The 22,664-nt window shown below is 70.8% G+C and carries 19 protein-coding genes; 18 read left to right on the top strand and 1 reads right to left on the bottom strand.

The features are described from left to right. Nucleotides 1–48 precede the first annotated feature (48 nt). The 18 genes from ASD56_RS02900 (at nt 49) to ASD56_RS02985 (ending at nt 21,982) form a co-directional block, all read left to right on the top strand. Nucleotides 49–1,131 (top strand): LacI family DNA-binding transcriptional regulator, encoded by a 1,083-nt coding sequence (locus ASD56_RS02900; protein WP_235565496.1) that lies wholly within the window; start codon nt 49–51, stop codon nt 1,129–1,131. 65 nt (nt 1,132–1,196) lie between these two features. Continuing rightward, complete coding sequence (locus ASD56_RS02905; RefSeq protein ID WP_055960934.1) at nt 1,197–2,966, top strand: ABC transporter ATP-binding protein; 1,770 nt, start codon at nt 1,197–1,199, stop codon at nt 2,964–2,966. A 51-nt stretch (nt 2,967–3,017) separates the two neighbouring features. After that, nucleotides 3,018–3,971 carry a PmoA family protein gene (locus ASD56_RS02910; RefSeq protein ID WP_055960936.1) on the top strand — a complete coding sequence of 318 codons (954 nt, stop codon included), beginning with the start codon at nt 3,018–3,020 and terminating at the stop codon, nt 3,969–3,971. After that, the gene (locus ASD56_RS02915) at nt 3,968–5,080 is read left to right on the top strand and encodes a Gfo/Idh/MocA family protein (RefSeq protein ID WP_055960938.1); all 1,113 of its coding nucleotides are present in this window, start codon (nt 3,968–3,970) and stop codon (nt 5,078–5,080) included. Before ASD56_RS02910 ends, ASD56_RS02915 begins: the two co-directional genes overlap by 4 nt. 31 nt (nt 5,081–5,111) lie before the next feature. After that, on the top strand, nt 5,112–7,388 hold the full coding sequence (locus ASD56_RS02920) for a beta-galactosidase (RefSeq protein WP_055960940.1): 2,277 nt from the start codon (nt 5,112–5,114) through the stop codon (nt 7,386–7,388). A gap of 179 nt (nt 7,389–7,567) precedes the next feature. Then, on the top strand, nt 7,568–8,866 hold the full coding sequence (locus ASD56_RS02925; protein ID WP_055960942.1) for an ABC transporter substrate-binding protein: 1,299 nt from the start codon (nt 7,568–7,570) through the stop codon (nt 8,864–8,866). A 78-nt stretch (nt 8,867–8,944) separates the two neighbouring features. After that, a complete protein-coding gene (locus ASD56_RS02930; protein ID WP_055960944.1) occupies nt 8,945–9,940 on the top strand; it encodes a carbohydrate ABC transporter permease in 996 nt (331 codons plus the stop codon). Continuing rightward, on the top strand, nt 9,937–10,860 hold the full coding sequence (locus ASD56_RS02935; RefSeq protein WP_055960946.1) for a carbohydrate ABC transporter permease: 924 nt from the start codon (nt 9,937–9,939) through the stop codon (nt 10,858–10,860). The genes ASD56_RS02930 and ASD56_RS02935 overlap by 4 nt, the downstream gene beginning before the upstream one ends. 4 nt (nt 10,861–10,864) lie before the next feature. Continuing rightward, a complete protein-coding gene (locus ASD56_RS02940; RefSeq protein ID WP_055960948.1) occupies nt 10,865–11,527 on the top strand; it encodes a DUF624 domain-containing protein in 663 nt (220 codons plus the stop codon). Between the two features lie 40 nt (nt 11,528–11,567). Further along, complete coding sequence (locus ASD56_RS02945; RefSeq protein ID WP_055960950.1) at nt 11,568–13,637, top strand: beta-galactosidase; 2,070 nt, start codon at nt 11,568–11,570, stop codon at nt 13,635–13,637. 41 nt (nt 13,638–13,678) lie between these two features. Next, nucleotides 13,679–15,196: an arabinosylfuranosidase ArfA gene (gene arfA / locus ASD56_RS02950; RefSeq protein WP_055963532.1), complete on the top strand. Its 1,518-nt coding sequence runs from the start codon at nt 13,679–13,681 to the stop codon at nt 15,194–15,196. A gap of 139 nt (nt 15,197–15,335) precedes the next feature. Then, a complete protein-coding gene (locus ASD56_RS02955) occupies nt 15,336–16,541 on the top strand; it encodes a Gfo/Idh/MocA family protein (protein ID WP_200947449.1) in 1,206 nt (401 codons plus the stop codon). Between the two features lie 19 nt (nt 16,542–16,560). After that, the gene (locus tag ASD56_RS02960) at nt 16,561–17,763 is read left to right on the top strand and encodes a dihydrodipicolinate synthase family protein (RefSeq protein ID WP_055960952.1); all 1,203 of its coding nucleotides are present in this window, start codon (nt 16,561–16,563) and stop codon (nt 17,761–17,763) included. Beyond that, nucleotides 17,760–18,641, top strand: coding sequence for a sugar phosphate isomerase/epimerase family protein (locus ASD56_RS02965; protein ID WP_055960954.1), 882 nt, complete (start codon nt 17,760–17,762; stop codon nt 18,639–18,641). The genes ASD56_RS02960 and ASD56_RS02965 overlap by 4 nt, the downstream gene beginning before the upstream one ends. 111 nt (nt 18,642–18,752) lie before the next feature. Next, a complete protein-coding gene (locus ASD56_RS02970) occupies nt 18,753–19,391 on the top strand; it encodes a ThuA domain-containing protein (RefSeq protein WP_055960956.1) in 639 nt (212 codons plus the stop codon). 173 nt (nt 19,392–19,564) lie between these two features. Then, nucleotides 19,565–20,602: a LacI family DNA-binding transcriptional regulator gene (locus tag ASD56_RS02975; protein ID WP_055960958.1), complete on the top strand. Its 1,038-nt coding sequence runs from the start codon at nt 19,565–19,567 to the stop codon at nt 20,600–20,602. A gap of 19 nt (nt 20,603–20,621) precedes the next feature. Then, nucleotides 20,622–21,623 carry a LacI family DNA-binding transcriptional regulator gene (locus ASD56_RS02980; protein WP_055960960.1) on the top strand — a complete coding sequence of 334 codons (1,002 nt, stop codon included), beginning with the start codon at nt 20,622–20,624 and terminating at the stop codon, nt 21,621–21,623. 86 nt (nt 21,624–21,709) lie between these two features. Further along, nucleotides 21,710–21,982, top strand: coding sequence for a hypothetical protein (locus ASD56_RS02985; protein ID WP_055960962.1), 273 nt, complete (start codon nt 21,710–21,712; stop codon nt 21,980–21,982). A gap of 142 nt (nt 21,983–22,124) precedes the next feature. Here the strand turns inward: ASD56_RS02985 and ASD56_RS02990 are convergent, their stop codons facing one another. Further along, entirely contained in the window at nt 22,125–22,664 is a 540-nt protein-coding gene (locus ASD56_RS02990) for a putative immunity protein (RefSeq protein WP_055960964.1), read from the bottom strand.

Here is a 22,664-nt window from a genome sequence, read left to right on the forward strand (position 1 = left end):
CGGCTGATCGACACGATGATCCCGGCGCATACGTGGAAAGCGCCTACCATGGGTCGCACCGACCTCAACGGCAGCGCCGCCGCGGGCGGCAGACGAAGGCAGGACCACGAGATGAAACGAGTCGGCATCCGCGACGTCGCCGAGCGGGCGGGCGTCTCGATCAGCACGGTGTCCAACGCGCTGAATCGTCCGCATCTCGTGAGCGAGCAGCTCGTGCATCGGGTCCGTTCCGCAGCCGACCAGCTCGGCTACGTCCCGCTGCAGGCGGCCCAGCAGCTTCGAGCCGGGCGGAGCGGACTCCTGGGCCTGACCGTCATCAACATCGCCAACCCGTTCTTCGCGGACATGGTCGCCGGTGCCGAGGACGCGGCGTCGGCCGCGGGCCTGCGCGTGCTCGTCGGCAACTCGAGCGATGACATCGCGAAGGAGCGCGACCACCTCGAGCTCTTCGAGCGCGTACAGGTCGAGGGCGCGCTCGTGAGCCCGTTCGGGCCCCTCGAGCCGTGGCTCGAGCGGCTGCGCCGGCGCGGCATCCCCGCCGTGCTGGTCGACGCGGTCGACGACACCGGCCAGCTCCCCTCGGTGTCCTTCGACGATGTCGCGGGCGGCCGACTCGCCGCCGAGCACCTGCTCGCCACCGGTCGCCGACGGCTCGCATTCGTCGGTGCGCGTGAGGAGGTGCGCCAGGTGCGCGAGCGGCTGGAGGGCGCGCGGGCGGCCGTCGCCGCGTGCCCCGGTGCGACCCTCGAGCCCATCTGGACCACGCGGACGACCTCGGAGCGCGGCCGAGCCTTCGGGGAGGAGCTCGCCGGGCGCGACCCGTCCACCCGGCCGAACGGGCTCGTCGCCTCCAACGACCACCTCGCGATCGGACTCGTCCACGGGCTCATCTCGGGCGGGATGCGGGTGCCGGACGACGTCGCCGTGGTCGGCTACGACGACATCGAGTTCGCCGCGATCGCCGCCGTGCCCCTCACGTCGGTGCGGCAGCCGGCGCGGACGATGGGGCGAACGGCGGCCGAGCTCCTGATAGCCCGCATTGCAGGGACGGCCGGGGCCGACCTCGGCAACATCGTCTATCAGCCCGAGCTCATCGTGCGAGCGTCGACCGCCGGCCGCGGCGACGCCTGAGGCGCACGTCGTCCGGTCGCACGGGCCGCGGGCCGAGCCGCGGCATCCGTCTGTACCATTGACGCATGCGGCAGAAAGCGTTTACCCGCGCCCTCGACATCGTCGACGGCGCGCATCCCGCCCGGTCGGTGCTGCGCCTTCTCGCCCGGCGGCCAGGACGCCTCTCGCTCGCTCTCCTGGGCTTCTCGCTCAAGGAGATCCCGCTCTGGTTCCTGCCGGTGATCACGGCCGCCATCATCGACCTCGTCGCCGACGGCGGCGAGGTCTCGACGGTGCTGTGGTGGTTCGGGCTGGCGGTCGTCCTGCTCGTGCAGAACTACCCGAACCACATCCTCTACACGCGCAACTTCATGACCGTCGTGCGCGACACCGGCGCGGACCTGCGCAACGCCCTCGCCGCCCACCTGCAGAGCCTGTCGATCGGCTATCACACGCGGATGAGCTCGTCGATCGTGCAGACCAAGGTGGTGCGCGACGTCGAGAACATCGAGCTGATGCTGCAGCAGGTCACCCATCCGCTGCTGTCGTCGATCATGGTCCTCATCGGAGCCGTCGCGATGACCGCGATCATGGTGCCGCAGTTCCTCCCGGTGTATGCGCTGGCCGTGCCCATCGCGCTCATCCTGCGGTGGGCGCTCAGCCGACGGTCCCGCGCGCGCAACGAGACGTTCCGCCGCGAGATGGAGGGCTTCGCCGCACGTGTGGGCGAGATGGCCTCGCTCATTCCGGTGACCCGCGCGCACGGGCTCGAGGACGCCGCCGTCACGCGCGTCGCCCATGGCGCCGAGAACGTCCGCCGCGCGGGCCTGCACCTCGACATGCTCAACGGCCATGTCGCATCGATCTCGTGGGTCACGATGCAGCTGCTGGGAGTGGGATGCCTGGTCCTCGCCGCCGTCTTCTCGCTCACCGGGATCCTTCCGATCACGCCCGGTGAGGTCGTGCTGCTCTCGACCTACTTCGCGCTGCTCACCCAGGGCCTCACGCAGCTGCTCATGCTGATCCCGGTCGGCGCCCGCGGCCTCGAATCCGTGCGGTCGATCGCGGAGGTCATCCAGGAGCCGGACCTCGAACAGAACGAGGGCAAGCGCCCCGTCGGCGCCGTCACCGGCCGGCTGACCCTCGAGGGCGTGACGCATCGGTACCCCGGAGCCGAGACCGATGCGGTGCGCGGGATCGACCTCGACATCGCCTCCGGCCAGACGGTGGCCTTCGTGGGGTCGTCGGGGTCGGGCAAGTCGACGCTGCTCAACCTCGTGCTCGGCTTCGTGCGACCGACGGCCGGACGCATCCTGCTCGACGGCGAGGACATGCAGGCACTCGATCTGCGCACGGTCCGCCGGCACGTCTCCGTGGTGCCGCAGGAGTCGGTGCTGTTCGAGGGCACGATCCGCGAGAACGTGTCATACGGGATGCCGCAGCTCGACGACGCCCGGATCCACGCCGCGCTGCGCGACGCCAATGCCCTCGAGTTCGTCGAGGCGCAGCCGCAGGGGTGGGACACCGTCGTCGGCGAGCGCGGCGCCCGCCTGTCGGGCGGACAGCGTCAGCGCCTCGCGATCGCCCGGGCGCTGGTGCGGGATCCGCGGATCCTGCTGCTCGACGAGGCGACCTCGGCGCTCGACCCCGAGTCGGAGGAGCTCGTCAAGGAGGCCCTGGGACGACTCATGGCCGGCCGCACGACGCTCGTCGTGGCCCACCGCCTGTCGACCATCCGCCGAGCGGACCGGATCGTGGTGCTCGAGCAGGGCCGCATCGTCGAGCAGGGCGACCACGAGGAGCTCCTCGCACGCCGTGGCCGTTACGCCCACCTGCACGCGACTCAGGTCGGATAGCGTTTTCCTCCGAAACGTTTTAGAGTGGATCGTGACGCTAGGGAGGCCCGCATGCGGTTCGATACCGCGACGCCCGGACGACTCGTCCTGCGCGACGGCGACGTCGCCCTGGCCGAGTACGTCTACGAGCCGGACGACGCCCCCGTCGAATCGCCCCGGCCCTACGCCACGCTGCGCACCCGCGCCGGCCGGGACGTCACCGCCTACCGGCCGGACGACCACGTGTGGCACAAGGGCCTGTCGCTGGCGCTGCCCTACGTCGGCGACGCCAACTTCTGGGGCGGACCGACCTACGTGCACGACGAGGGGTACGTCCAGCTCCCGAACAACGGCGCCCAGGTGCATCGCGGGTTCGCGGCATCCGACACCCCGCTGGCCGATGCCGTCGCCGGGCTCGCCCGGGTCGACGAGCAGCTGGACTGGGTGACTGCGGACGGCACGACGATCCTCACCGAGGCCCGCACGCTGACCGCGACCGGCATCGACGACGAGTCCTGGGCGCTGACGTGGAGCTCCCGGCTGACGAATGTCTCCGACGCCCCGCTCGCGTTCGGATCGCCCACCTCGCACGGCCGGCCCGACGCCGGCTACGCCGGCATCTTCTGGCGCGGCCCGGCGGACTTCACCGGCGGCACGATCACCGGCCCCTCGGGCGCCGTCGGCGACGCGGCCCGAGGGTCGGCCTCGCCCTGGCTGGCGTACACGTCCCCGGACGGCGGAGCCGGCGTCGTCGTGCTCGACGCCCGGTCGGACGAGTCGCCGTGGTTCGCGCGAAGCGAGGAGTACGCAGGCCTCTGCCCCGCGCCGTTCTTCTACGACGAGACCGTGCTCGAGCCCGCGGCGACCCTGCACCTCGGCGCAGTGGTGATCGTGGGTGGAGCGGATGCCGCGGCCCACGCGCCGATCACGGGCGCCAACCTGGTCGCGGCGGTGCGATCCGAAGCCGACGTTCCCGGCACCGTCGACCCGGGCCCCGCCGCTCCCCCGACGGAGGACCAGGCATGACCGCCACTCGCTCATTGCGCTGCGCCCTCGTCGGGACCGGCGCCGTCGCGAACCTCCACGCTCGCGCGGTCGCCGCGCATCCCCGCGCCGACCTGGTCGCGGTGACCGATCTCTCGCAGACGGCGGCCGACGCGTTCGCGCAGCGGCACGGGATCCCCACGGTCCACCCCGACCTCGAGAGCCTGCTGGCGGCCGAGCACCCGGATGTCGTGCTGATCTGCACGCCGCCCGCGGTCCACCGCGAGCAGTCGCTCGCCGCCTTCGCCGCCGGCGCGCACGTCATCGTCGAGAAGCCTCCGGCCCCCTCGCTCGACGAGCTCGACGACATGCGCACCGCCGCAGCGGAGGCTGGGCGCGAGCTCGCCGTCGTCTTCCAGCAGCGCACCGGCACCGCGGCCGCCCACGTACGCCGCCTTCTGCAGGACGGCTCCCTGGGCCGTCCGCTGCTGGCACAGTGCCAGACGCTGTGGTTCCGCGACGCCGAGTACTTCGCCGTCCCCTGGCGGGGCAAGTGGGAGACCGAGGGCGGCGGCACGACGCTGGGGCACGGCATCCATCAACTCGATCTGCTGACGTTCCTGCTCGGTGACTGGGCGCGCGTCGAAGCGCGGCTGTGGCGCCTCGACCGCGAGACCGAGACCGAGGACGTCTCGACGGCCACGGTCGTCTTCGAGGGCGGAGTCGTTGCCCAGGTCGTCTCGAGCACCGTCTCCCCCCGCGAGACGAGCTCCATCCGCATCGACACGCAGAAGGCCACGATCACCGTGGACCACCTGTACGGCCACGGGCACGAGAATTGGCGGATCACCCCGGCGCCGCACATCACCGAGGCCGAGGCGGACACCTGGGCGCTGCCCGAACTCGAGGAGCGCAGCGATCACGGCCCGCTGCTGCGGGACGTCTTCGACGCCCTGCTCGACGGGACGCCGCTGCCGCCGACCGCCGACGCACCGGCGCGCACGCTCGAGCTCGTCGCCGCGATCTACGCATCGGCCGCAGCGGACGGTGCGCTCATCACACCGGGCGACCTCGTCGCGCATCCGACGCATCGCCGCGGCTTCGCGAGCCCCGTGAGCGATCTGCGCCCTGCCGACGAGCGCCGCGGCTGAGTCTCGCCGCAGCCCCCGCAGAAGGAGAGCTATGTCGACGCCGACCTCCATCGTCCGCACCGTCCGTCTGCACGACTCGCGGCCCCCGCTGACCGTGCCGACCATGAGCAATGAGATCGATCAGCACCCTCGCGTCCGTCTGAACAGCCGGTGGATCGAGATCGACGGAGCGCCCGGGATCCCGGTGACCGGCGAGCTGCACTTCAGCCGCATCCCGAGTGAGCGGTGGGAGGAGACGCTGCGCGTGATGGTCGCCTCGGGCCTCACATCGGTGTCGACCTACCTGTTCTGGATCCACCACGAACCCGAGCGAGGCGAGATCTCGTTCGAGGGCGACCTCGACATCGCCCGCTTCATCGAGACCGCCGAGCGGGTCGGTGTCGATGTCGTCCTCCGCATCGGTCCGTGGTGCCACGGCGAGGTGCGCAACGGCGGTCATCCCGACTGGGTCATCGCAGCCGCGCCCGCCGCGCGGACGAACGACCCGGACTACCTCGCCCTCGCCGCGGGCTGGTACGCGGCTGTGGCGGAGCAGGTCGCGAGATTCTGCGGTCCGGACGGCCGGGTGATCGGCATCCAGATCGAGAACGAGCTCTACGATCAGCCCGACCACATCGCCACCCTCAAGCAGCTCGCGCGAGACGTGGGGCTCTCGGCGCCGCTGTGGACCGCGACCGGATGGGGCGGCGCGCTGCTTCCCGCCCACGAGGTGTTCCCGCTGTACAGCGGATACGCCGACGGCTTCTGGGCCGGGCAGGGGTCGACATGGGACGACAGCTTCCGCGACCACTTCCGCTTCACCCACGAGTGGGACGACCCGGGCGTGGGCGGCGACTTCCGCGAAGAGGGGGCCGAGATCGTCGTGCGCGCGATCGACCCGGAGTTCCCTCCCGCCACGTGCGAGCTCGGCGGCGGGATGGCGACGGCGTACCACCGGCGGCCGATCGCACGCGGACGCGACATCGCCGCGCTCGCGAACGTCAAGATCGGCAACGGCTCGGCGTGGCAGGGCTTCTACATGTTCGCCGGGGGCATCAACCCCGCCGACCATCTGCAGGAGACCCATGCGACCGGGTACCCCAACGATCTGCCGCGGTTCGACTACGACTTCCAGGCGCCGATCGGCGCGTCCGGCCGGCCGGGAGCGAGCCTCGGCCTCCTGCGCGATCACAATGCGTTCCTGTCCGCCTTCGGGAGCCGCCTCGCCGACATGTACAGCTCGCTGCCCGACGACGCCCCGGTCGACATCCACGACCGCGAGTCGCTGCGCTGGGCGGTGCGCACGGACGGCCACAGCGGGTTCCTGTTCATCAACACGCATCAGCCGCACGAACCCCTCTCCGGCAGCTCCGGCGTCCGGTTCCGGATCGATCTCGCCGGCGAGCAGGTCACCGTGCCCGATCGGGCGATCGACATCCCCAGCGGTCTCATCGCGCGCTGGCCGCTGCGTCTCGAGCTCGCCGGCACACGCATCGAATGGGCGACGGCATCCGTCGCAGGCGTGGTCGGCGGGAAGATCCCGACGATCGTCCTCCGCGCGCACGACGGGATTCCCGCGCGCATACAACTCACGACCGGCGCCCGAGTCATCTCGGGCGGCGAAGAGTTCATCGCCGGTGAGCCCTTCGACCTCGAGCCGGGGCAATCGCTCCTCGTGGACGACGCGCTGCGCGTGCTCACCGTCGACAAGCGGCAGGCGGAGAGGCTCTGGTACCTCGGCGATGACCTCATCGACTCCGCGGACGCGGTCTGGCGCGAACCCGGCGGGCTCGTCCTCCGCGCCGAGCAGCCCCCGACCGCGCATCGCTGGAACGGTGACCGATTCGAACCGCTCGAGGTCACGACGTCATCGGCTCCCGGCATCCAACCGGTCGATCTCATCAGCCTTCGCACCGCGGGGGACCCGCCGACTCGGTACGGCGAGTTCATGGGGCGCTCGTCGGCTCCCTCCGACGCGCAGATCGACGAGCTCGCCGCGGTGTGGAGAGTCGCCGCCCTCGATTCCGGCGCCCACTCCCCGGGAGACCGCGTCGAGCTCGTGATCGAGTGGGAAGGCGATGTCGCACAGCTGCGCCGGGACGGGGTGCCGATCCGCGATCGGTTCTGGGACGGTCTGCCGTGGCGCATCGACGTGACGCACATCGATCCCGCGGCCGAGCTCACCCTCCACGTGGTTCCCCTCACCGCCGGGAGCGAGATCGATCTCGATGCGGAAGCTCGTGCGCGTGTCGAGCGGGGCGGGCGTCTGTGCGCGATCCACGAGGTGACGCGCGTGGTCTCGGCCCGGTGGACCGGGACTCCGCGGTGAGCGGTTACTGAATCGTTCAAATCTTTTTCGGCACAGGCCTTGCGAAACGTTTTTCTGCGAGGTACCGTACCGGGACAGCGCTTTCCTCAACCTTGCACCCCGAGGGATCGCGACACCGCACCAACGACACGGACGTCTCAGCGGGCATGGGAACGCAGACGTTCAAAGAGAGGACAAGGATGTTCAGCAACAAGCGGACCATCGCCGCCATCGCCTTGGCGACCGGCGCGGCTCTGGCGCTGGCCGGTTGCGCCGGCGGCGAAGGCGGAGCCGAGCCGGCTTCGACCTACGACCCCGACGAGAAGGTCACGCTCGACCTGGCGTTCTGGGGCAACGACGTGCGCGCCGAGCTCTACAACGAGGCGATCGCAGCGTTCAACGAGGAGTACCCGAACATCACGGTGAACTCGTCCTTCCTCGGATTCCCCGAGTTCTGGGAGAAGCGCCAGACCGAGGCTGCCGGCGGCGGCCTGCCCGACGTCATGCAGTTCGACTACTCATACCTGCGCCAGTACTCGCAGAACGAACTGCTGCTGGACCTGGACCCGTACCTCGGCGGCATCATCGAGACCGACCCGCTCCCGCAGAACATCCTGGACATCGGCGTCGTCGACGGCGTGACCACGGGCATCCCGACCTCGACCAACGCGTGGGGCCTGTTCACCAACCCCGTCCTGCTCGAGCAGGCCGGCGTGGAGAACTTCGAAGGCGGCACGTGGGAGGACTACACCGACTGGATGGGCGAGGTCACCGAGGCCTCCGGCGGTGCATTCTGGGGTGGCAGCGACTACACCGGCCGCATCCAGAACTTCGAGCTGCAGCTGCGCGCCGAGGGCAAGAACCTCTTCAATGAAGACGGCACCGCCGGCTTCGACGAGGAGCGCCTCGCCGAGTTCTGGGAGCAGGGCGCCGCGATCCGCGACGGCATCGGCGTTCCCCAGCAGCGCGTCGAGGAGGTCGTCCCGCTCGGACCCTTCGACACCGCCAACACGGCCAGCGAGCTCACGTGGGACAACTTCGGCTCGGGCTACCTCGGCAACCTCGGCGAGAGCTACACCGAGCTCAACCTGGTCGCTCCCCCCATCACGGAGGAAGGCGCGAAGGACCTCTACCTGAAGCCGTCCATGCTGCACGCGATCTCGGCCGGCACCGACCACCCCGAAGCCGCCGCAACGCTGGTGAACTTCCTGGTGAACTCGCCGCAGTCGGGTGAGATCTTCGGCACCAACCGCGGACTCCCGGCATCGGAGACGGCGCTCGCGGCTGCCGAGCTCGACCCGCTCAGCACCCAGGTCAAGGAGTACGAGGCATCGATCGCCGACCGCCTCGGCGACGCCCCGCCGGTGCCGATCGTCGGCTACGGCACGCTCGAGGAGAAGTTCCGCCAGATCGGCGCCGAGCTGAACTTCGGCACGATCACCGTGGACGAGGCCGTGGACCAGTTCTTCGGCGAGATGGACGTCGTCCTCAACCAGTAGTACCTTCCGGGGGCCGGTCGTGAGTCACGACCGGCCCCCGGTCACAACCTTCCAGCCCAACCCCCGCGAGAGGTCGACGTGAGCACCACAGCGACGAGAGTGATCGTGACCGGACGCAAGTCCACCAAACGATCCCTGTTCCGCCGGAGCAGCCCCGAGAACCTGGACCGTCCCGAAGCGCGGCGCCGCGCCCGCAAGGAGACCCTCGCCGGGTACGGGTTCCTGATCCCCTGGCTGATCGGCTTCTTCGGCCTGACGCTGATCCCGATGGCGTACTCGCTGTACCTGTCGTTCACGAAGTACAACATCTTCACCGCCCCGCAGTGGATCGGCCTCGACAACTACATCCGGCTCTTCACGAACGACCCGACGTTCGTGCAGTCCGCGCAGATCACGCTGATCTACGTGCTGGTCGGCACCCCGATCACCCTCGCCTGCGCCCTCGGCGTCGCGATGCTGCTGAACTACCGCGACAAGGGCGCCGGGTTCTTCCGGTCCTCGTTCTACGCCCCGTCGCTGATCGGCGGCTCGGTCTCGGTCGCGATCGTCTGGAAGGCGATGTTCAACGAGGAGGGGCCGGTCAACAGCATCCTGTCCTCGATCGGCATCAACCTGGGCGGCTGGGTCGGCAACCCCGACCTGGTGCTGCCCATGATGATCCTGCTGTCGATCTGGCAGTTCGGGGCCACCATGGTGATCTTCCTCGCCGGCCTCAAGCAGATTCCCAAAGAGCTCTACGAGGCCGCCGAGGTCGACGGCGCCGGCGCCTATCGCCGCTTCCGCGCCGTCACGATCCCCATGCTCTCGCCGGTGATCTTCTTCAACCTGCTGCTGGGCCTGATCGGCGCGTTCCAGGTGTTCGCGTCGGCGTACATCATCTCCAACGGCTCCGGCGGCCCCGCCGGTATGACGAACTTCATCACCCTGTACCTCTACAAGCGCGGCTTCTCCGACGGCCAGATGGGCTACGCCGCCGCGATCGCCTGGGTGCTGCTCGTCGTCGTCGCCGTGATCGCCTTCATCCTGTTCCGCACCCAGCGCTCCTGGGTGCACTACTCGGGAGACAACCGATGAGCACCACATCCTTCGGCGAACCGGCCATCGCCACGCTCGAGAACCAGGTCGACGCCACCCCGCAGACGCCGCGCCGCAAGGTCAAGCGCAAGACCTGGCAGACGATCATCTGGCTCGTCGTGCTCCTGGCCATCACCGCCGTCGTCCTGTACCCGCTGGTCTGGCTGCTGCTGTCCACGTTCAAGCCGAACTCGGAGTTCGGCCAGAACCCGGGCCTGTTCCCGCAGAACCCGACGCTGGAGAACTACGCCAAGGTGTCCGAGGGCATCGCCGGCGTGCCGATGTGGCGGTTCTTCGCGAACTCCCTCATCATCGCCGTCGGCTCCGTGATCGGAACCGTGCTCTCCTCGGCTCTGGCCGCGTACGCGTTCGCGCGCATCCAGTTCAAGGGCCTGGGCGTGCTGTTCGCCGCGATGATCGGCACGCTGCTGCTGCCGTTCCACGTGCTGATCATCCCGCAGTACATCCTGTTCCAGCGGCTCGACATGATCGACACGTTCATCCCGCTGCTGCTGCCGAAGTTCCTCGCCACCGAGGCGTTCTTCGTCTTCCTGCTCGTGCAGTTCATCCGGCAGATGCCGCGCGACATGGACGAAGCGGCCCGCATCGACGGCGCCGGGCACATGCGGATCTTCTGGTCGATCATCCTGCCGCTGATCAAGCCCGCGCTCATCACCTGCGCGATCTTCGCGTTCATCTGGTCGTGGAACGACTTCCTCGGCCCCCTGCTCTACCTCACCAGCCCCGAGAACTACCCGCTGCCGATCGCGCTGCGCCTCTACAACGACCAGTCCTCCACGAGCGACTACGGCGCCACCGTCACCGCCTCGTTCATCGCGCTGCTGCCGGTGCTGCTGTTCTTCCTGGTCTTCCAGCGCTTCCTCGTCGACGGCGTCGCCACCCAGGGCCTGAAGGGCTGAGGCCATGGGCGCCATCACGACCAAGCGCGAGTACAAGGCGGCGCGCCGCGCGGATGCCTCGGGCAGCGGCCCCACCCTCGAGGAGCGCCCCGCCGCCCGGTTCCCCGGTGCCACAGGCGCGTTCGCCCTGTTCGGCGAGGTTCTGCTCGTCGGCGTGCTCGTCACCGTCGCCGGGCTCGCTGTGGTCACTCTTCCCGCGGCGCTGGCCGCCGGCATCCGCCACCTGCGCCGGTACCTGAACGCCGAGGCGTCCCCGGCCCGCCTGTTCTGGCGGGACGTGCGCTCGGCGCTGCCGGGCGGCCTCGTGGTGGGCACGGTCGCCCTGCTCGTGGCAGGCATCCTGACCATCGACATCGTGCTGGCGAACTCAGGCGCACTTCCCGGCGGCGCCGCGATCGGCGTCATCGGGTGGATCGGCGCGATCGCCGGGGCCACGCTGCTTCTCGCGATGGCGGGCGCCTGGACGCCCGAGTCCGGCTGGCGCGGAGCCCTGCGCGACGCCCGCACGGCGCTCGGCGCCGACCTCGGCGGCGCGCTGTTCCTCGCGGCCACCGCGGTGTTCGTCGGCGTCGCCGTCTGGATGCTCGTGCCGCTCATCCTGCCCGCGCTGGGCTGCGCCGCACTGGCCGTCGTCGCGATCCCGGCGCGCCGGCGCACCGCGCGCTGACCCCGACCACACGACCAGACCGACCGAGGAGCGAACTGCTGTGCTGTACGGCGCCGACTACAACCCCGACCAGTGGCCCGAAGAGGTCTGGGACGACGACGTCCGCCTGATGCGCGAGGCCGGCGTCAACATCGTCAGCCTGGGCATCTTCGCCTGGTCGCGGATCCAGCCGTCCGAGGACGTGTGGGACTTCGCCTGGCTCGACACCGTGATCGGCAAGCTCCACGCCGGCGGCATCCAGGTGAATCTGGCCACCGCGACCGCCTCGCCGCCGCCGTGGGTCAGCGCGAGCTACCCCGACACACTGCCGGCCGACGAGAGCGGCGCCTCGTACTGGCCGGGCAGCCGCCAGCACTTCGCCCCCTCGTCGCCGACCTACCGCCGGCTGGCGGGCGAGCTCGTGCGCCGCCTCGCGGAGCGTTATGCGGGGCACCCCGCGATCGTGATGTGGCACGTCGGCAACGAGTTCGGCTGCCACCTGCCGATGGACTTCTCGGACTCGGCGCGCGACGCGTACCGGGTGTGGCTGCGAGCGCGGTATGCCTCGATCGACGCCCTGAACGACGCGTGGGGCACGAACTTCTGGTCGCAGCGCTACGGCTCGTTCGACGAGATCTTCCCGCCGCGACTGGCTCCCTACAGCCACAACCCGTCGTCGATGCTCGACTACCGGCGCTTCACGTCCGACATGCTCCTCGAGTGCTACCTCGTGGAGCGCGAGATCCTGCAGGCCGCCGGCGCCACGCAGCCGATCACGACGAACTTCATGGGACCGTTCAAGCCCGCGGACTATCGCCGGTGGGCGCCGTTCATGGACGTCATCGCCGACGACTGCTACCCGGATCCCACGAACCCGAACAGGGTGCGCGATGCCGCGTTCCAGCGCGATCTGGTCCGCTCCCTCAAGCGCGGGGTGCCGTGGATGCTGTGGGAGCAGGCGACGGATGCCGTCAACTGGCGTCCCTCGAATCCCGGCAAGCGACCCGGCGCGCTGATGGCCGAGACCGCGCAGTCCATCGGCCGCGGGGCCGACGGCATCATGTTCTTCCAGTGGCGGCAGTCCCGCGCCGGCAGCGAGAAGTTCCACTCCGCGATGCTCCCGCACGCCGGAACGCGGACGCGTACGTGGGAGGCCGTGACCGACCTCGGCGCCCGGCTCACGGCGCTCGGCGATCTGCCTGCACCCGGCCGCGACGCGCGCGTCGCCCTCGTGTTCGACTGGGAGAGCTGGTGGGCGGTCGAGGAGCGCGACCACCCGACCCAGGTCGACTACCTCGCGCTCGTGCTCGAGTGGTACGGCGCCTTCCACGCACGCGGCATCCAGGTCGACGTCGTCGGCGCCGAGGACATCGACGAGGGCTACGACCTCACGGTCGCCCCCGCGCTGTACCTGCTGCGCGACGAAGGCGCGGCCGCGCTCGTCCGCTTCGTCGAGGCCGGCGGCACGCTGCTGGCGGGCCCGTTCACCGACATCGTCGACCAGCACGACCAGTTCCGCACGGGCGGGTTCCTCACCCAGCTGGGCCCCGTGCTCGGCGTCCGGTTCGAGGACTTCGGCGCCCTCGGGGGCGCCAGCACCGGCGGCACCGGCGTCGGCGCTCAGGTCGCGAGCACGACCGGCCCGGGCGGGACCGTCTCGTTCGGCCTGGACGGCGCCTCGCTGCCCGGCCGCCTGTTCGCCGAGCGCGTCCACTCCGAGGGCGCGACCGTCGTCGCCGCATTCGAGACCGGCCTGGCCGCCGGGTCACCGGCGCTCACCCGTCGCGCGCACGGCGCCGGCGAGGCCTGGTACGTCGCCACGCAGCCCGTCGGCGAGGCGCTCGACGCCGTCGTCGCCGCGGTGGTCGAGGCAGCCGGTGTCCGCCCCGTCGTCGCGGGGCTGCCCGTCGGTGTCGAGGCGGCGCGGCGCGGCGACCTGGTCACGCTCATCAACCACGGGGACGATCGCGTCGAGATCGCCCTCGAAGGGACGGATGCCGAGACCGGCGCCGTCGTCGATCGCGTGGTGCTCGACTCGCAGGAGGTCGCGTTCGTCTACGCTCCCTTAGCCGCCGACGAGGACGTGCCGAGCGAGGAGCCGGCTGACGCCGAGCTGTCCGCCGCGCGGTGAGCCGCGGCATCCGGATTCATGCCATCAGCCGAGAGGACACCATGACCGCCTCCGCCCGCCTCGACCCCCGCGACGAGATCGCCGGCATCGACCGGCGCCTGTTCGGTGGGTTCGTCGAGCACCTCGGCCGGCACATCTACGACGGGATCTTCGAGCCCGGGCATCCGTCGGCGGGCTCCGACGGCTTCCGCGCCGATGTGATCGAGCTCGTGAAGGAGCTCGGGGTCACGACGATCCGGTATCCCGGGGGCAACTTCGTGTCGGGCTACAACTGGGAGGACGGGATCGGTCCGAAGGCGGAGCGGCCGCGCCGGCTCGACCTGGCGTGGCACGCGACCGAGACCAACCAGGTCGGGCTGCACGAGTTCCAGGCGTGGCTGGATCGAGTGGGCTCGGACCTCATGCTCGCCGTCAACCTCGGCACGCGGGGCACGCCCGAGGCGCTCGACCTGCTCGAGTACGCCAACACGTCCGTCGAGACCGCCCGGACGACCGAGCGCGCCGCGAACGGCCGCGAGAGCCCGTTCGCGGTGAAGATGTGGTGCCTCGGCAACGAGATGGACGGCTTCTGGCAGCTCGGCCACCGCAGCGCCGCGGACTACGGCAAGCTCGCCTCGCGCACGGCCAAGGCGATGCGCATGCTCGACCCCTCGATCGAGCTGGTGGTGTGCGGCTCGTCGAGCCGCACGATGCCGACCTTCGGCGCGTGGGAACGCGAGGTCCTCGAGCACACGTTCGACGACGTCGACTTCATCTCGTGCCACGCCTACTACCAGGAGGACGACGGGAACGCGCAGGAGTTCCTGGCCTCGGGCGTCGACATGGCGCTGTTCATCGAGCAGGTCGTCGCTACGGCCGACCACGTCGCCGCGGTCAGGCAGAGCGACAAGCGCATCATGGTCTCGTTCGACGAGTGGAACGTCTGGTACATGTCGCGCTGGCAGGAGGAGGCGCTGACGTACGGACCCGACGAGTGGCCGGTCGCGCCCCGCCAGCTCGAGGACCGCTACAACGCGCTCGACGCCGTCGTCTTCGGCGACCTGATGATCACGCTGCTGCAGCACGCCGACCGGGTGCGCTCGGCCTCGCTCGCGCAGCTCGTGAACGTCATCGCGCCGATCATGACCGAGCCGGGCGGCCCGGCCTGGCGTCAGACCACCTTCTTCCCGTTCTCGATCACCGCGCGCCTGGCCCAGGGCCGGGCCGTGCGCGTTCCGCTCGAATCGGCGTCGTTCCGCAGCGAGCGCTTCGGCGACGTGGCCGCCCTCAACGCCGTCGCGACCGTCGACGACGAGGGCGCGACGCTGTTCGTCGTGAACCGATCGACGACGGATGCCGCGGCCCTGCGCCTCGACCTCGCTCCGCTGGCCGCCGCGCTCGGCCGCGAGCTGCGCGTGGTCGAGAGCCATGTGCTGCACGAGGACGACCTGTACGCCGCGAACGCGCTCGAGGACCCCGAGCGCGTCGGCGTCCGTCCTCTCGACGGAGCCGCGGTGGCGGCATCCGTCCTGACCGCCGATCTGCCCCCGGTGTCATGGACAGCCGTACGCCTCGCCTGAGCCAGGCCGGGCCGGGCCTGTCGGCGGGAAAGCGCTTGCGCGTCCCCGTTTCCCGTGGCACAATATTGGAAAGCGCTTACCCGCAATGAACGCATCACGCGGGAATCTCCCCGAAGACCCTCGACGAAAGCAGCACCCCATGTCTGACACCACGATCGCTCCGGCCGCGGCCGAGGGCTCGGCCACCCGTCCCGCCGTGCGCGAGGTCGGCATCATCATGAACGGCGTCTCGGGCCGCATGGGCTACCGCCAGCACCTCGTGCGCTCGATCCTCGCGATCCGCGAGCAGGGCGGCATCGAGCTGCCCGACGGCACGAAGCTCACCGTCAAGCCGCTGCTCGTCGGCCGCAGCGAGGCCAAGCTCGCCGAGCTCGCCGCCAAGCACGGCATCGAGGACTACACGACCGACCTCGACGCGGCACTCGCCGACCCGCGCTGGGAGATCTACGCCGACTTCCTCGTGACGAAGGCCCGCGCCTCCGCGCTGCGCAAGGCGATCGCCGCCGGCAAGACGATCTACACCGAGAAGCCCACCGCCGAGACCGTCGGCGAGGCCCTCGAGCTCGCCCGCCTCGCACAGGAGGCCGGCGTCAAGACCGGCGTCGTGCACGACAAGCTCTACCTGCCCGGCCTGCAGAAGCTCAAGCGCCTCATCGACTCCGGCTTCTTCGGCCGCATCCTCTCGGTCCGCGGCGAGTTCGGCTACTGGGTCTTCGAGGGCGACTGGCAGCCCGCCCAGCGTCCGAGCTGGAACTACCGCGCCGAGGACGGCGGCGGCATCATCGTCGACATGTTCCCGCACTGGAACTACGTGCTCGAGAACCTCTTCGGCGAGATCAAGTCGGTCTACGCGCAGGCATCAGTGCACATCGCCGACCGCTGGGACGAGAAGGGCGAGCACTACACCGCCACCGCCGAGGACGCCGCGTACGGCATCTTCGAGCTCGAGGGCGGCGTGGTCGCGCAGATCAACTCCTCGTGGACCGTTCGCGTGAACCGCGACGAGCTCGTCGAGTTCCACGTCGACGGCACGCACGGCTCGGCCGTCGTGGGCCTGTTCGGCGCGAAGATCCAGCACCGCAACGCCACGCCGAAGCCGGTGTGGAACCCCGACCTGGCCGACAGCCACGACTACGACGCCGACTGGGCCGAGGTCCCCACCAACGAGGTGTTCCAGAACGGCTTCAAGCAGCAGTGGGAGGAGTTCCTCGTCTCGTTCGCCGAGGGCACCGACTACGAGTTCGACCTCCTGGCGGGCGCCCGCGGCGTGCTGCTGGCCGAGGCCGGTCTGCAGTCCAGCAGCGAGGGCCGCAAGGTCGAGCTGCCCAAGCTGTCGCTGAGCTGAACGAACCGAGCCGCACACGATGACCGATCTCACGCTCCTGTCGGCGGAGGGCGCGACCACCAAGGTCGCGCTCTCCCCCGCCCCGGGCTACGCCAAGCCCACCGGGCCGCTGCGCAGCCGCGTCGCCTACGCCGCCGCCCACGTCGTGCCGAAGACCTCGGCCGACAACACTCCCGGCCAGCCGGCCGACGTGGACTGGGACGCGACGCTGGACTTCCGCCGCTCGGTGTACTCGTGGGGCCTCGGCGTCGCCGACGCCATGGACACGGCCCAGCGCAACATGGGCCTGGACGCCACGGCGACCCGCGAGCTCATCGCGCGCTCGGCCGAGGTCGCCCGGGAAGAGGGCGGCTCGGTCGTGGTGGGCGTCAACACCGACCACGTCGACGAGCAGGCCATCAGCGTCGACCAGGTGATCGACGCCTACAAGGAGCAGCTGCACTTCACCGAGGAGCAGGGCGCGGGCCCCGTGCTCATGGCCTCTCGCCACCTCGCCCGTGCCGCGCAGAGCGCCGACGACTACCGCCGCGTCTACCGCGAGGTGCTGGCCTCGGCCACCGCACCCGTGGTGCTGCACTGGCTGGGCACCGCGTTCGACCCGTCGCTCGAGGGCTACTTCGGCTCGACCGACTGGCGCGAGGCATCCGCCGTTCTCCTCGAGGTCATCGGCGAGAACACCGACAAGGTCGCGGGCGTGAAGATGAGCCTGCTGGATGCCGCGTCCGAGGTGTCGGTGCGCGAGCGCCTTCCCGAGGGCGTGCGCATGTTCACCGGCGACGACTTCAATTACGTCGGGCTCATCGGCGGCGCCGACGTTCCCGCCGCGACCCAGCCCGATCGCGACCCGGCGAGCAGCCGCCAGCACTCCGACGCGCTGCTCGGCGCCTTCGCCGCGCTCACGCCGGTCGCCTCCGCGGCGATCCAGGCGCTGGATGCCGGCGACCCGTCGCGTTACCTCGAGATCCTCGGTCCGACCGAGGAGCTCAGCCGCCAGATCTTCGCGGCCCCGACGTTCTACTACAAGACCGGCGTGGCGTTCCTGGCGTGGCTGAACGGCCACCAGCCGGCGTTCCAGATGGTGGGCGGGCTGCACTCGGCCCGCAGTCTCCCCCACCTGTCCCGTATCGTCGAGCTCGCCAACGCCTCGCTCGCCCTCGAGAAGCCCGAGCTCGCCGCCGAGCGGTGGAACGGGATGCTGCGACTGAACGGAGTGGACGCATGACCGCCGTCGATCCCCGCCTCTCGATCAACCAGGCGACCATCAAGCACGCCGACCTCGCGACGGCGCTGCGCGTGACCGCCGAAGCCGGCGTGCAGGCCATCGGCCTGTGGCGCGAGCCGGTCAACGAGGTCGGCCTCGCCACCGCGGCGCAGATGCTCACCGACTCCGGCCTGCGTTTCACGACGCACTGCCGCGGCGGCTTCTTCACCCTGCCGGCCGGGCCGGCACGCGTGGCGGCACTCGACGACAACCGCCGCGCGATCGAAGAGACCGCGACCCTGGCCGCCGCCGGCGCCGCGGGCTCCACCGCCGTGCTGGTGCTGGTCGCCGGCGGCCTGCCGGAGGGGTCGCGCGACCTCATCGGTGCGCGCGAGCGCGTCCGCGACGCGATCGGCGAGCTGTCGACGGATGCCGCGGCCGCCGGTGTCACGCTGGCGATCGAGCCGCTGCATCCGATGTACGCCACCGACCGTGCCGTCGTCTCGACGCTCGGGCAGGCGCTCGACATCGCCGCGGACTTCGACCCCTCGGTGGTCGGCGCGGCCGTCGACACGTTCCACGTCTTCTGGGACCCGCAGGTGCTCGAGCAGATCGCGCGCGCGGGCCGCGAAGGACGCATCGCGACGTACCAGGTCTGCGACTGGAAGACGCCGCTGGCGGCAGACCCGCTGCTCAGCCGCCACTACACCGGCGAGGGCGTCATCGACTTCGCCTCGCTCACGCAGGCTGTGGAGGCCACCGGGTACGACCGCGACATCGAGGTCGAGATCTTCAACGCCGATGTGTGGGCCACCGACCCGCTCGAGGCGGTGCGGCGCACCGCTGCGACGTTCGGCTCGGCCGTGTCGCCGCACCTACGCGTGCCGGTCGCGGGCTGAGGCCGGCGTGCGTGCGGTGAGACTCGGGCTTGCGCCTGACACTCGTGGCGACGCCGTGAGTCTCAGGCGATTTCGCGGGTCTCACCCGCCCGTGGTGAACCGGGCGCCGGAGTGAGCCGCGTGCTCGTCTTCTCGGGCGGCGGCGACTACGCCGATCCGTGGCATCCCTTCGCCGAGACGAGCGCACGGGTCGCCGAGATCCTGGCGGCGGCCGGTCACAACGACGTGACGGTCGTCGACAGTCTGGCCGAGCTCGAGGCCGAACTCCCGGATGCCGAGGTGCTCGTCGTCAACGCGGGCGGCGGGCCGGAGCCGCACCCCCTCGACGCTGAGCTCGCGCGCATCCTGGGTGCGTACGACGGACCGCTGGTCGCGCTCCACGTCGCCGCGACGCTCCTGCCCGAGTCCGACGCGTGGGAGCGGATGCTCGGCGGACGATGGGTGCGCGGTCGGTCCATGCACCCGCCGCGGGGGCCGCTGACCGTGCGGGCCGTGTCGCGGCATCCGATCGTCGACGGCCTGGCATCGAGCGCGACCGTCGACGAGGCGTACTCGTGGCTGCGGGTCGCGGCGTCGTCCGAGGTGCTGCTCGTCCACGATCTCGAGGGCGGCGCGCAGCCGATGTGCTGGATCGCGGAGTCGGACGGCCGCCGGGTCGCCTACGACGGACTCGGCCATGACCTCGAGGCCTACGAGGCTCCCGTCGCCGTCACGGTGCTCGGGCGACTGGTCGCCTGGGTCGCCGCCTGACCTGTCGCCCACGCGAGTCGCCAAGACACGCCGACCAGCCGCGCGGGTATCCGGCGTGTCTTGGCGACTCGGTGTTCAGGCAGCGGGTCGCCGCGGAGTGACCCGCACGCAGACCTCGGAAAACGGTTCCTGCCGCGCCCTGTCTGGGCTGACTTGCCCCTAGACTCGGCCTGATGAGCGAGACGTACGCGCCACCCCGAGGCGCCGCTACCCTGCACGACGTCGCCCGCGAAGCCGGAGTGTCGCTGGCCACTGCGTCGCGCGTGCTCAACGGCTCGACCCGCAAGGTCGCCGAGAGCTATCGTGACCGGGTCGAGGCCGCCGCCGAGAAGCTCGGCTACACCGCCAACCTCTCTGCCCAGGCGATCGCCCGCGGCACCTCCGCGATCGTGGCGCTGCTCGTCGCCGACATCGCCGACCCGTACTTCGGCCAGCTCGCGTCGGGCGTCGCCCGCGGCGCCGACGAGGCCGGGCTGATCGTCACCATCGCCATCACCGAGCGCGACCCGCAGCGCGAGGTGCGCCTGGTGCGCGCTCTGCGCGGCCAGCGTCCGCGCGGCCTGATCCTCGCCGCCTCGCGCACCGAGGGCCCCGACGCCGCCGGTCTGAAGGCCGAGCTCGACGCCTTCTCGGGCACCGGCGGGCGCGTCGTCATGCTCGGCACGGGCGCCGACGGCGTGCGCTCGATCGGGCTCGACAATCACGGCGGAGCCGCGCAGCTGGGCGCCGAACTCGCCGCCCTCGGATACCGCGACGCGGTGATCGTCGCCGCCGCCGAGGGCATCCGCACCTCCGACGACCGCATCGCCGGGTTCACGCAGGGCTTCACGGGCGGCGGCGGCTCGATCCGCGGCATCCGTCGTGGCGGCTTCACGCGCGATGCCGGGTACGCCGCCGGTCAGGAGCTCCTCGCCGAGGGATTGGATGCCGGCACCGTTGTCTTCGGCATCAGCGACGTGGTCGCCATCGGCGTCATGTCCGCGATCCGCGACGCGGGCCGCGAGATCGGCACCGACATCGCGGTCGCCGGCTTCGACGACATCGCCACGGGCCGCGACATCCGTCCCGGACTCACGACGGTGCGCGTTCCGCTCGAGGAGCTCGGCTTCCAGGCGCTCACCGCCGCCGTCACGGCGGACTGGGATGCCGCGGCCGAACCGCCCCTTCCCCTCGAGGTCATCGTCCGCGGCAGCACCCCGCCGCGCGCCTGATCCAGCCGTGGGAGAACGGATGCCGCGACCGCCGAAGGGCGTGACGATCGCCGACGTCGCCGCCCAGGCGGGGGTCTCGCTGTCGACCGTTTCGCGCGCGCTGAACGGCAACCCCACGGTCGATCCGGCACTGGCCGAACGGGTGCGGGAGGCCGCGGCATCCCTCGACTACCGCGCGAGCCCGCTGGCGCGCAGCCTCGTGCTGGGGCGCACGCAGACCATCGCCGTCGTCGTGCCCGACCTCGGCAACCCCACGTTCCAGCAGGTGCTGCGCGGCCTCAGTCGCGCCGCCGCCGCGGACGACTACCACGTGCTCGTCGCCGACTCCGGCGAGTCCGTCGACGAGGAGCGCCTGCTCGCGGTCGAGACCCGCCGCCGCACCGACGGGATCGTGCTGTGCGCGCCGCGCATGCCGCAGGACGAGCTCGAGCGGCTGGTGGGTGGTGTCAGGCCCGTCGTGCTCGTCAACCGCGAGGCCGGACCGGGCGTGCCGTCGGTGCGCGCCGACTACCGGTCCGCGCTGGCCGACGAGCTCGCGCATCTGCACGGGCTCGGCCACCGCAGCATCGTCTACCTCGCCGGCATCGAGCGCAGCATCGCCAACGCCGCCCGCCTCGAGGCCATCGAGCAGTTCCGTGCCGAGCATCCCGACGTCCGGGTCGCCGAGCTGGCCGGCGGCGTCGACTTCGACGCCGGGGCTGCGGCCGCGCCGGCCGTGCTGGCCTCCGGCGCCACCGCGGTGCTCGCCTTCAATGACCTGGTGGCGATGGGGTTGCAGAGTGCCGTTCAGGCCGCCGGATGCCGCGTCCCCGACGACCTCTCCATCGTCGGGTTCGACGACATCCCGTTCGCCCGGCATACGACGCCGGCCCTGACCACTGCCGCGGTACCGGCCGCCGAGCTCGGCGCGCAGGCGTGGCAGCAGCTGCGGCGACTGCTCGACGCGGACGAGCCCGGGGATCCTCTCGTGCTGGCGCCGACGCTTACCGTGCGCGGGAGCTCGGGCCCGGCCCCGGCGTAGCTTGGTCACTTATCGCTAGTCAAACTAGCGAACCGGACGTATCCTTCGACAATGGGTCGACTCCCGGGGCCGTCTTGGTCCAGATAGTGAGAGTCCGCGTCGACGGTCAGATGTTCATCCTCGACCCGGACCAGGATGCCGCCGAGCTGCAGCGGCAGATCATCGAGGCCGTCCAGCAGGGCGCCGGCTTCGTCGGATTCCGAACGGTCGGACGATCGACGATCTCCGTGCTCATCTCGCCCGGCATCGGCGTTCGGTTCGAGACACTGGAACGCTCCGAGGAGCAGCTGCGGGAGTGGGAAGAGAACCCCCCGTACATTGAGCCGGGCGACAGCGCCTACGACGATCTCATGTTCTGAAACCGCCCCGTCGCCGGCCGCGGGCGTGGCGCACAGAGCGAGCGCTGCACTTTCCTGCGACTGCTGCGTCGCGCGACGCCGCGATCGCAGGAAACTGGCGCGCTCGCGTGATCTCCAGACCGACATGCGGTGCCGACTGATCTCAGGCGGGCTCCTCGTCCAGTCGCCGTTGGATCGTCGTGATGTGCTTGCCCAGATCGCCCGAGGCCAACAGGCCGGAGCCGAGCGGACCCGCCGAATCTTCGCCGACCAGCGGCAGTTGCCGGAGCGCCGCGGCGACAGCATCGCTCATGTGCTCGACTTGCCACTCGAGTTCGGCTTCGGCGGATTCGGGACGGCCGGCGGCCAAGCCGGCGGCCTTTGCGGCGTATGCAGCGGCGCCCAGCGCGTGCGCACCCATGTGCGCCACCCCCGCAGCCTGGGCCGCGGCCCGCGCCGCCGCGATGCCCGCCGGAGTCGTCGCCGAGTGTGCCGCACGACCGGCGGTGAAACGCCGTTTGATCTCACCGGCTGCCGTGAGGTCGCCTCGCGAGAATGCCCGCGCCCGCGCGATCGCATCGCGTGGTCGGTCATCGTCGGGCGCCTCCGACTCGAAAAGGGCGAGCACTCGCTCGGCGCAGTCGGCCGCCCATGCAGCGACCAGGCGCCGATCGGATTCGCTGAGCGACTGCGGGGACGCCAT

The organism is Microbacterium sp. Root166 (genome assembly GCF_001427145.1).
In the GTDB taxonomy this organism is placed as follows: domain Bacteria; phylum Actinomycetota; class Actinomycetes; order Actinomycetales; family Microbacteriaceae; genus Microbacterium.

Coding starts and splice junctions, on each gene's coding strand:
- ASD56_RS02900 (WP_235565496.1), top strand. CDS start 49: ATGGGTCGCACCGACCTCAACGGCAGCGCCGCCGCGGGCGGCAGACGA.
- ASD56_RS02905 (WP_055960934.1), top strand. CDS start 1,197: ATGCGGCAGAAAGCGTTTACCCGCGCCCTCGACATCGTCGACGGCGCG.
- ASD56_RS02910 (WP_055960936.1), top strand. CDS start 3,018: ATGCGGTTCGATACCGCGACGCCCGGACGACTCGTCCTGCGCGACGGC.
- ASD56_RS02915 (WP_055960938.1), top strand. CDS start 3,968: ATGACCGCCACTCGCTCATTGCGCTGCGCCCTCGTCGGGACCGGCGCC.
- ASD56_RS02920 (WP_055960940.1), top strand. CDS start 5,112: ATGTCGACGCCGACCTCCATCGTCCGCACCGTCCGTCTGCACGACTCG.
- ASD56_RS02925 (WP_055960942.1), top strand. CDS start 7,568: ATGTTCAGCAACAAGCGGACCATCGCCGCCATCGCCTTGGCGACCGGC.
- ASD56_RS02935 (WP_055960946.1), top strand. CDS start 9,937: ATGAGCACCACATCCTTCGGCGAACCGGCCATCGCCACGCTCGAGAAC.
- ASD56_RS02940 (WP_055960948.1), top strand. CDS start 10,865: ATGGGCGCCATCACGACCAAGCGCGAGTACAAGGCGGCGCGCCGCGCG.
- arfA (WP_055963532.1), top strand. CDS start 13,679: ATGACCGCCTCCGCCCGCCTCGACCCCCGCGACGAGATCGCCGGCATC.
- ASD56_RS02955 (WP_200947449.1), top strand. CDS start 15,336: ATGTCTGACACCACGATCGCTCCGGCCGCGGCCGAGGGCTCGGCCACC.
- ASD56_RS02960 (WP_055960952.1), top strand. CDS start 16,561: ATGACCGATCTCACGCTCCTGTCGGCGGAGGGCGCGACCACCAAGGTC.
- ASD56_RS02965 (WP_055960954.1), top strand. CDS start 17,760: ATGACCGCCGTCGATCCCCGCCTCTCGATCAACCAGGCGACCATCAAG.
- ASD56_RS02975 (WP_055960958.1), top strand. CDS start 19,565: ATGAGCGAGACGTACGCGCCACCCCGAGGCGCCGCTACCCTGCACGAC.
- ASD56_RS02980 (WP_055960960.1), top strand. CDS start 20,622: ATGCCGCGACCGCCGAAGGGCGTGACGATCGCCGACGTCGCCGCCCAG.
- ASD56_RS02990 (WP_055960964.1), bottom strand. CDS start 22,664: ATGGCGTCCCCGCAGTCGCTCAGCGAATCCGATCGGCGCCTGGTCGCT.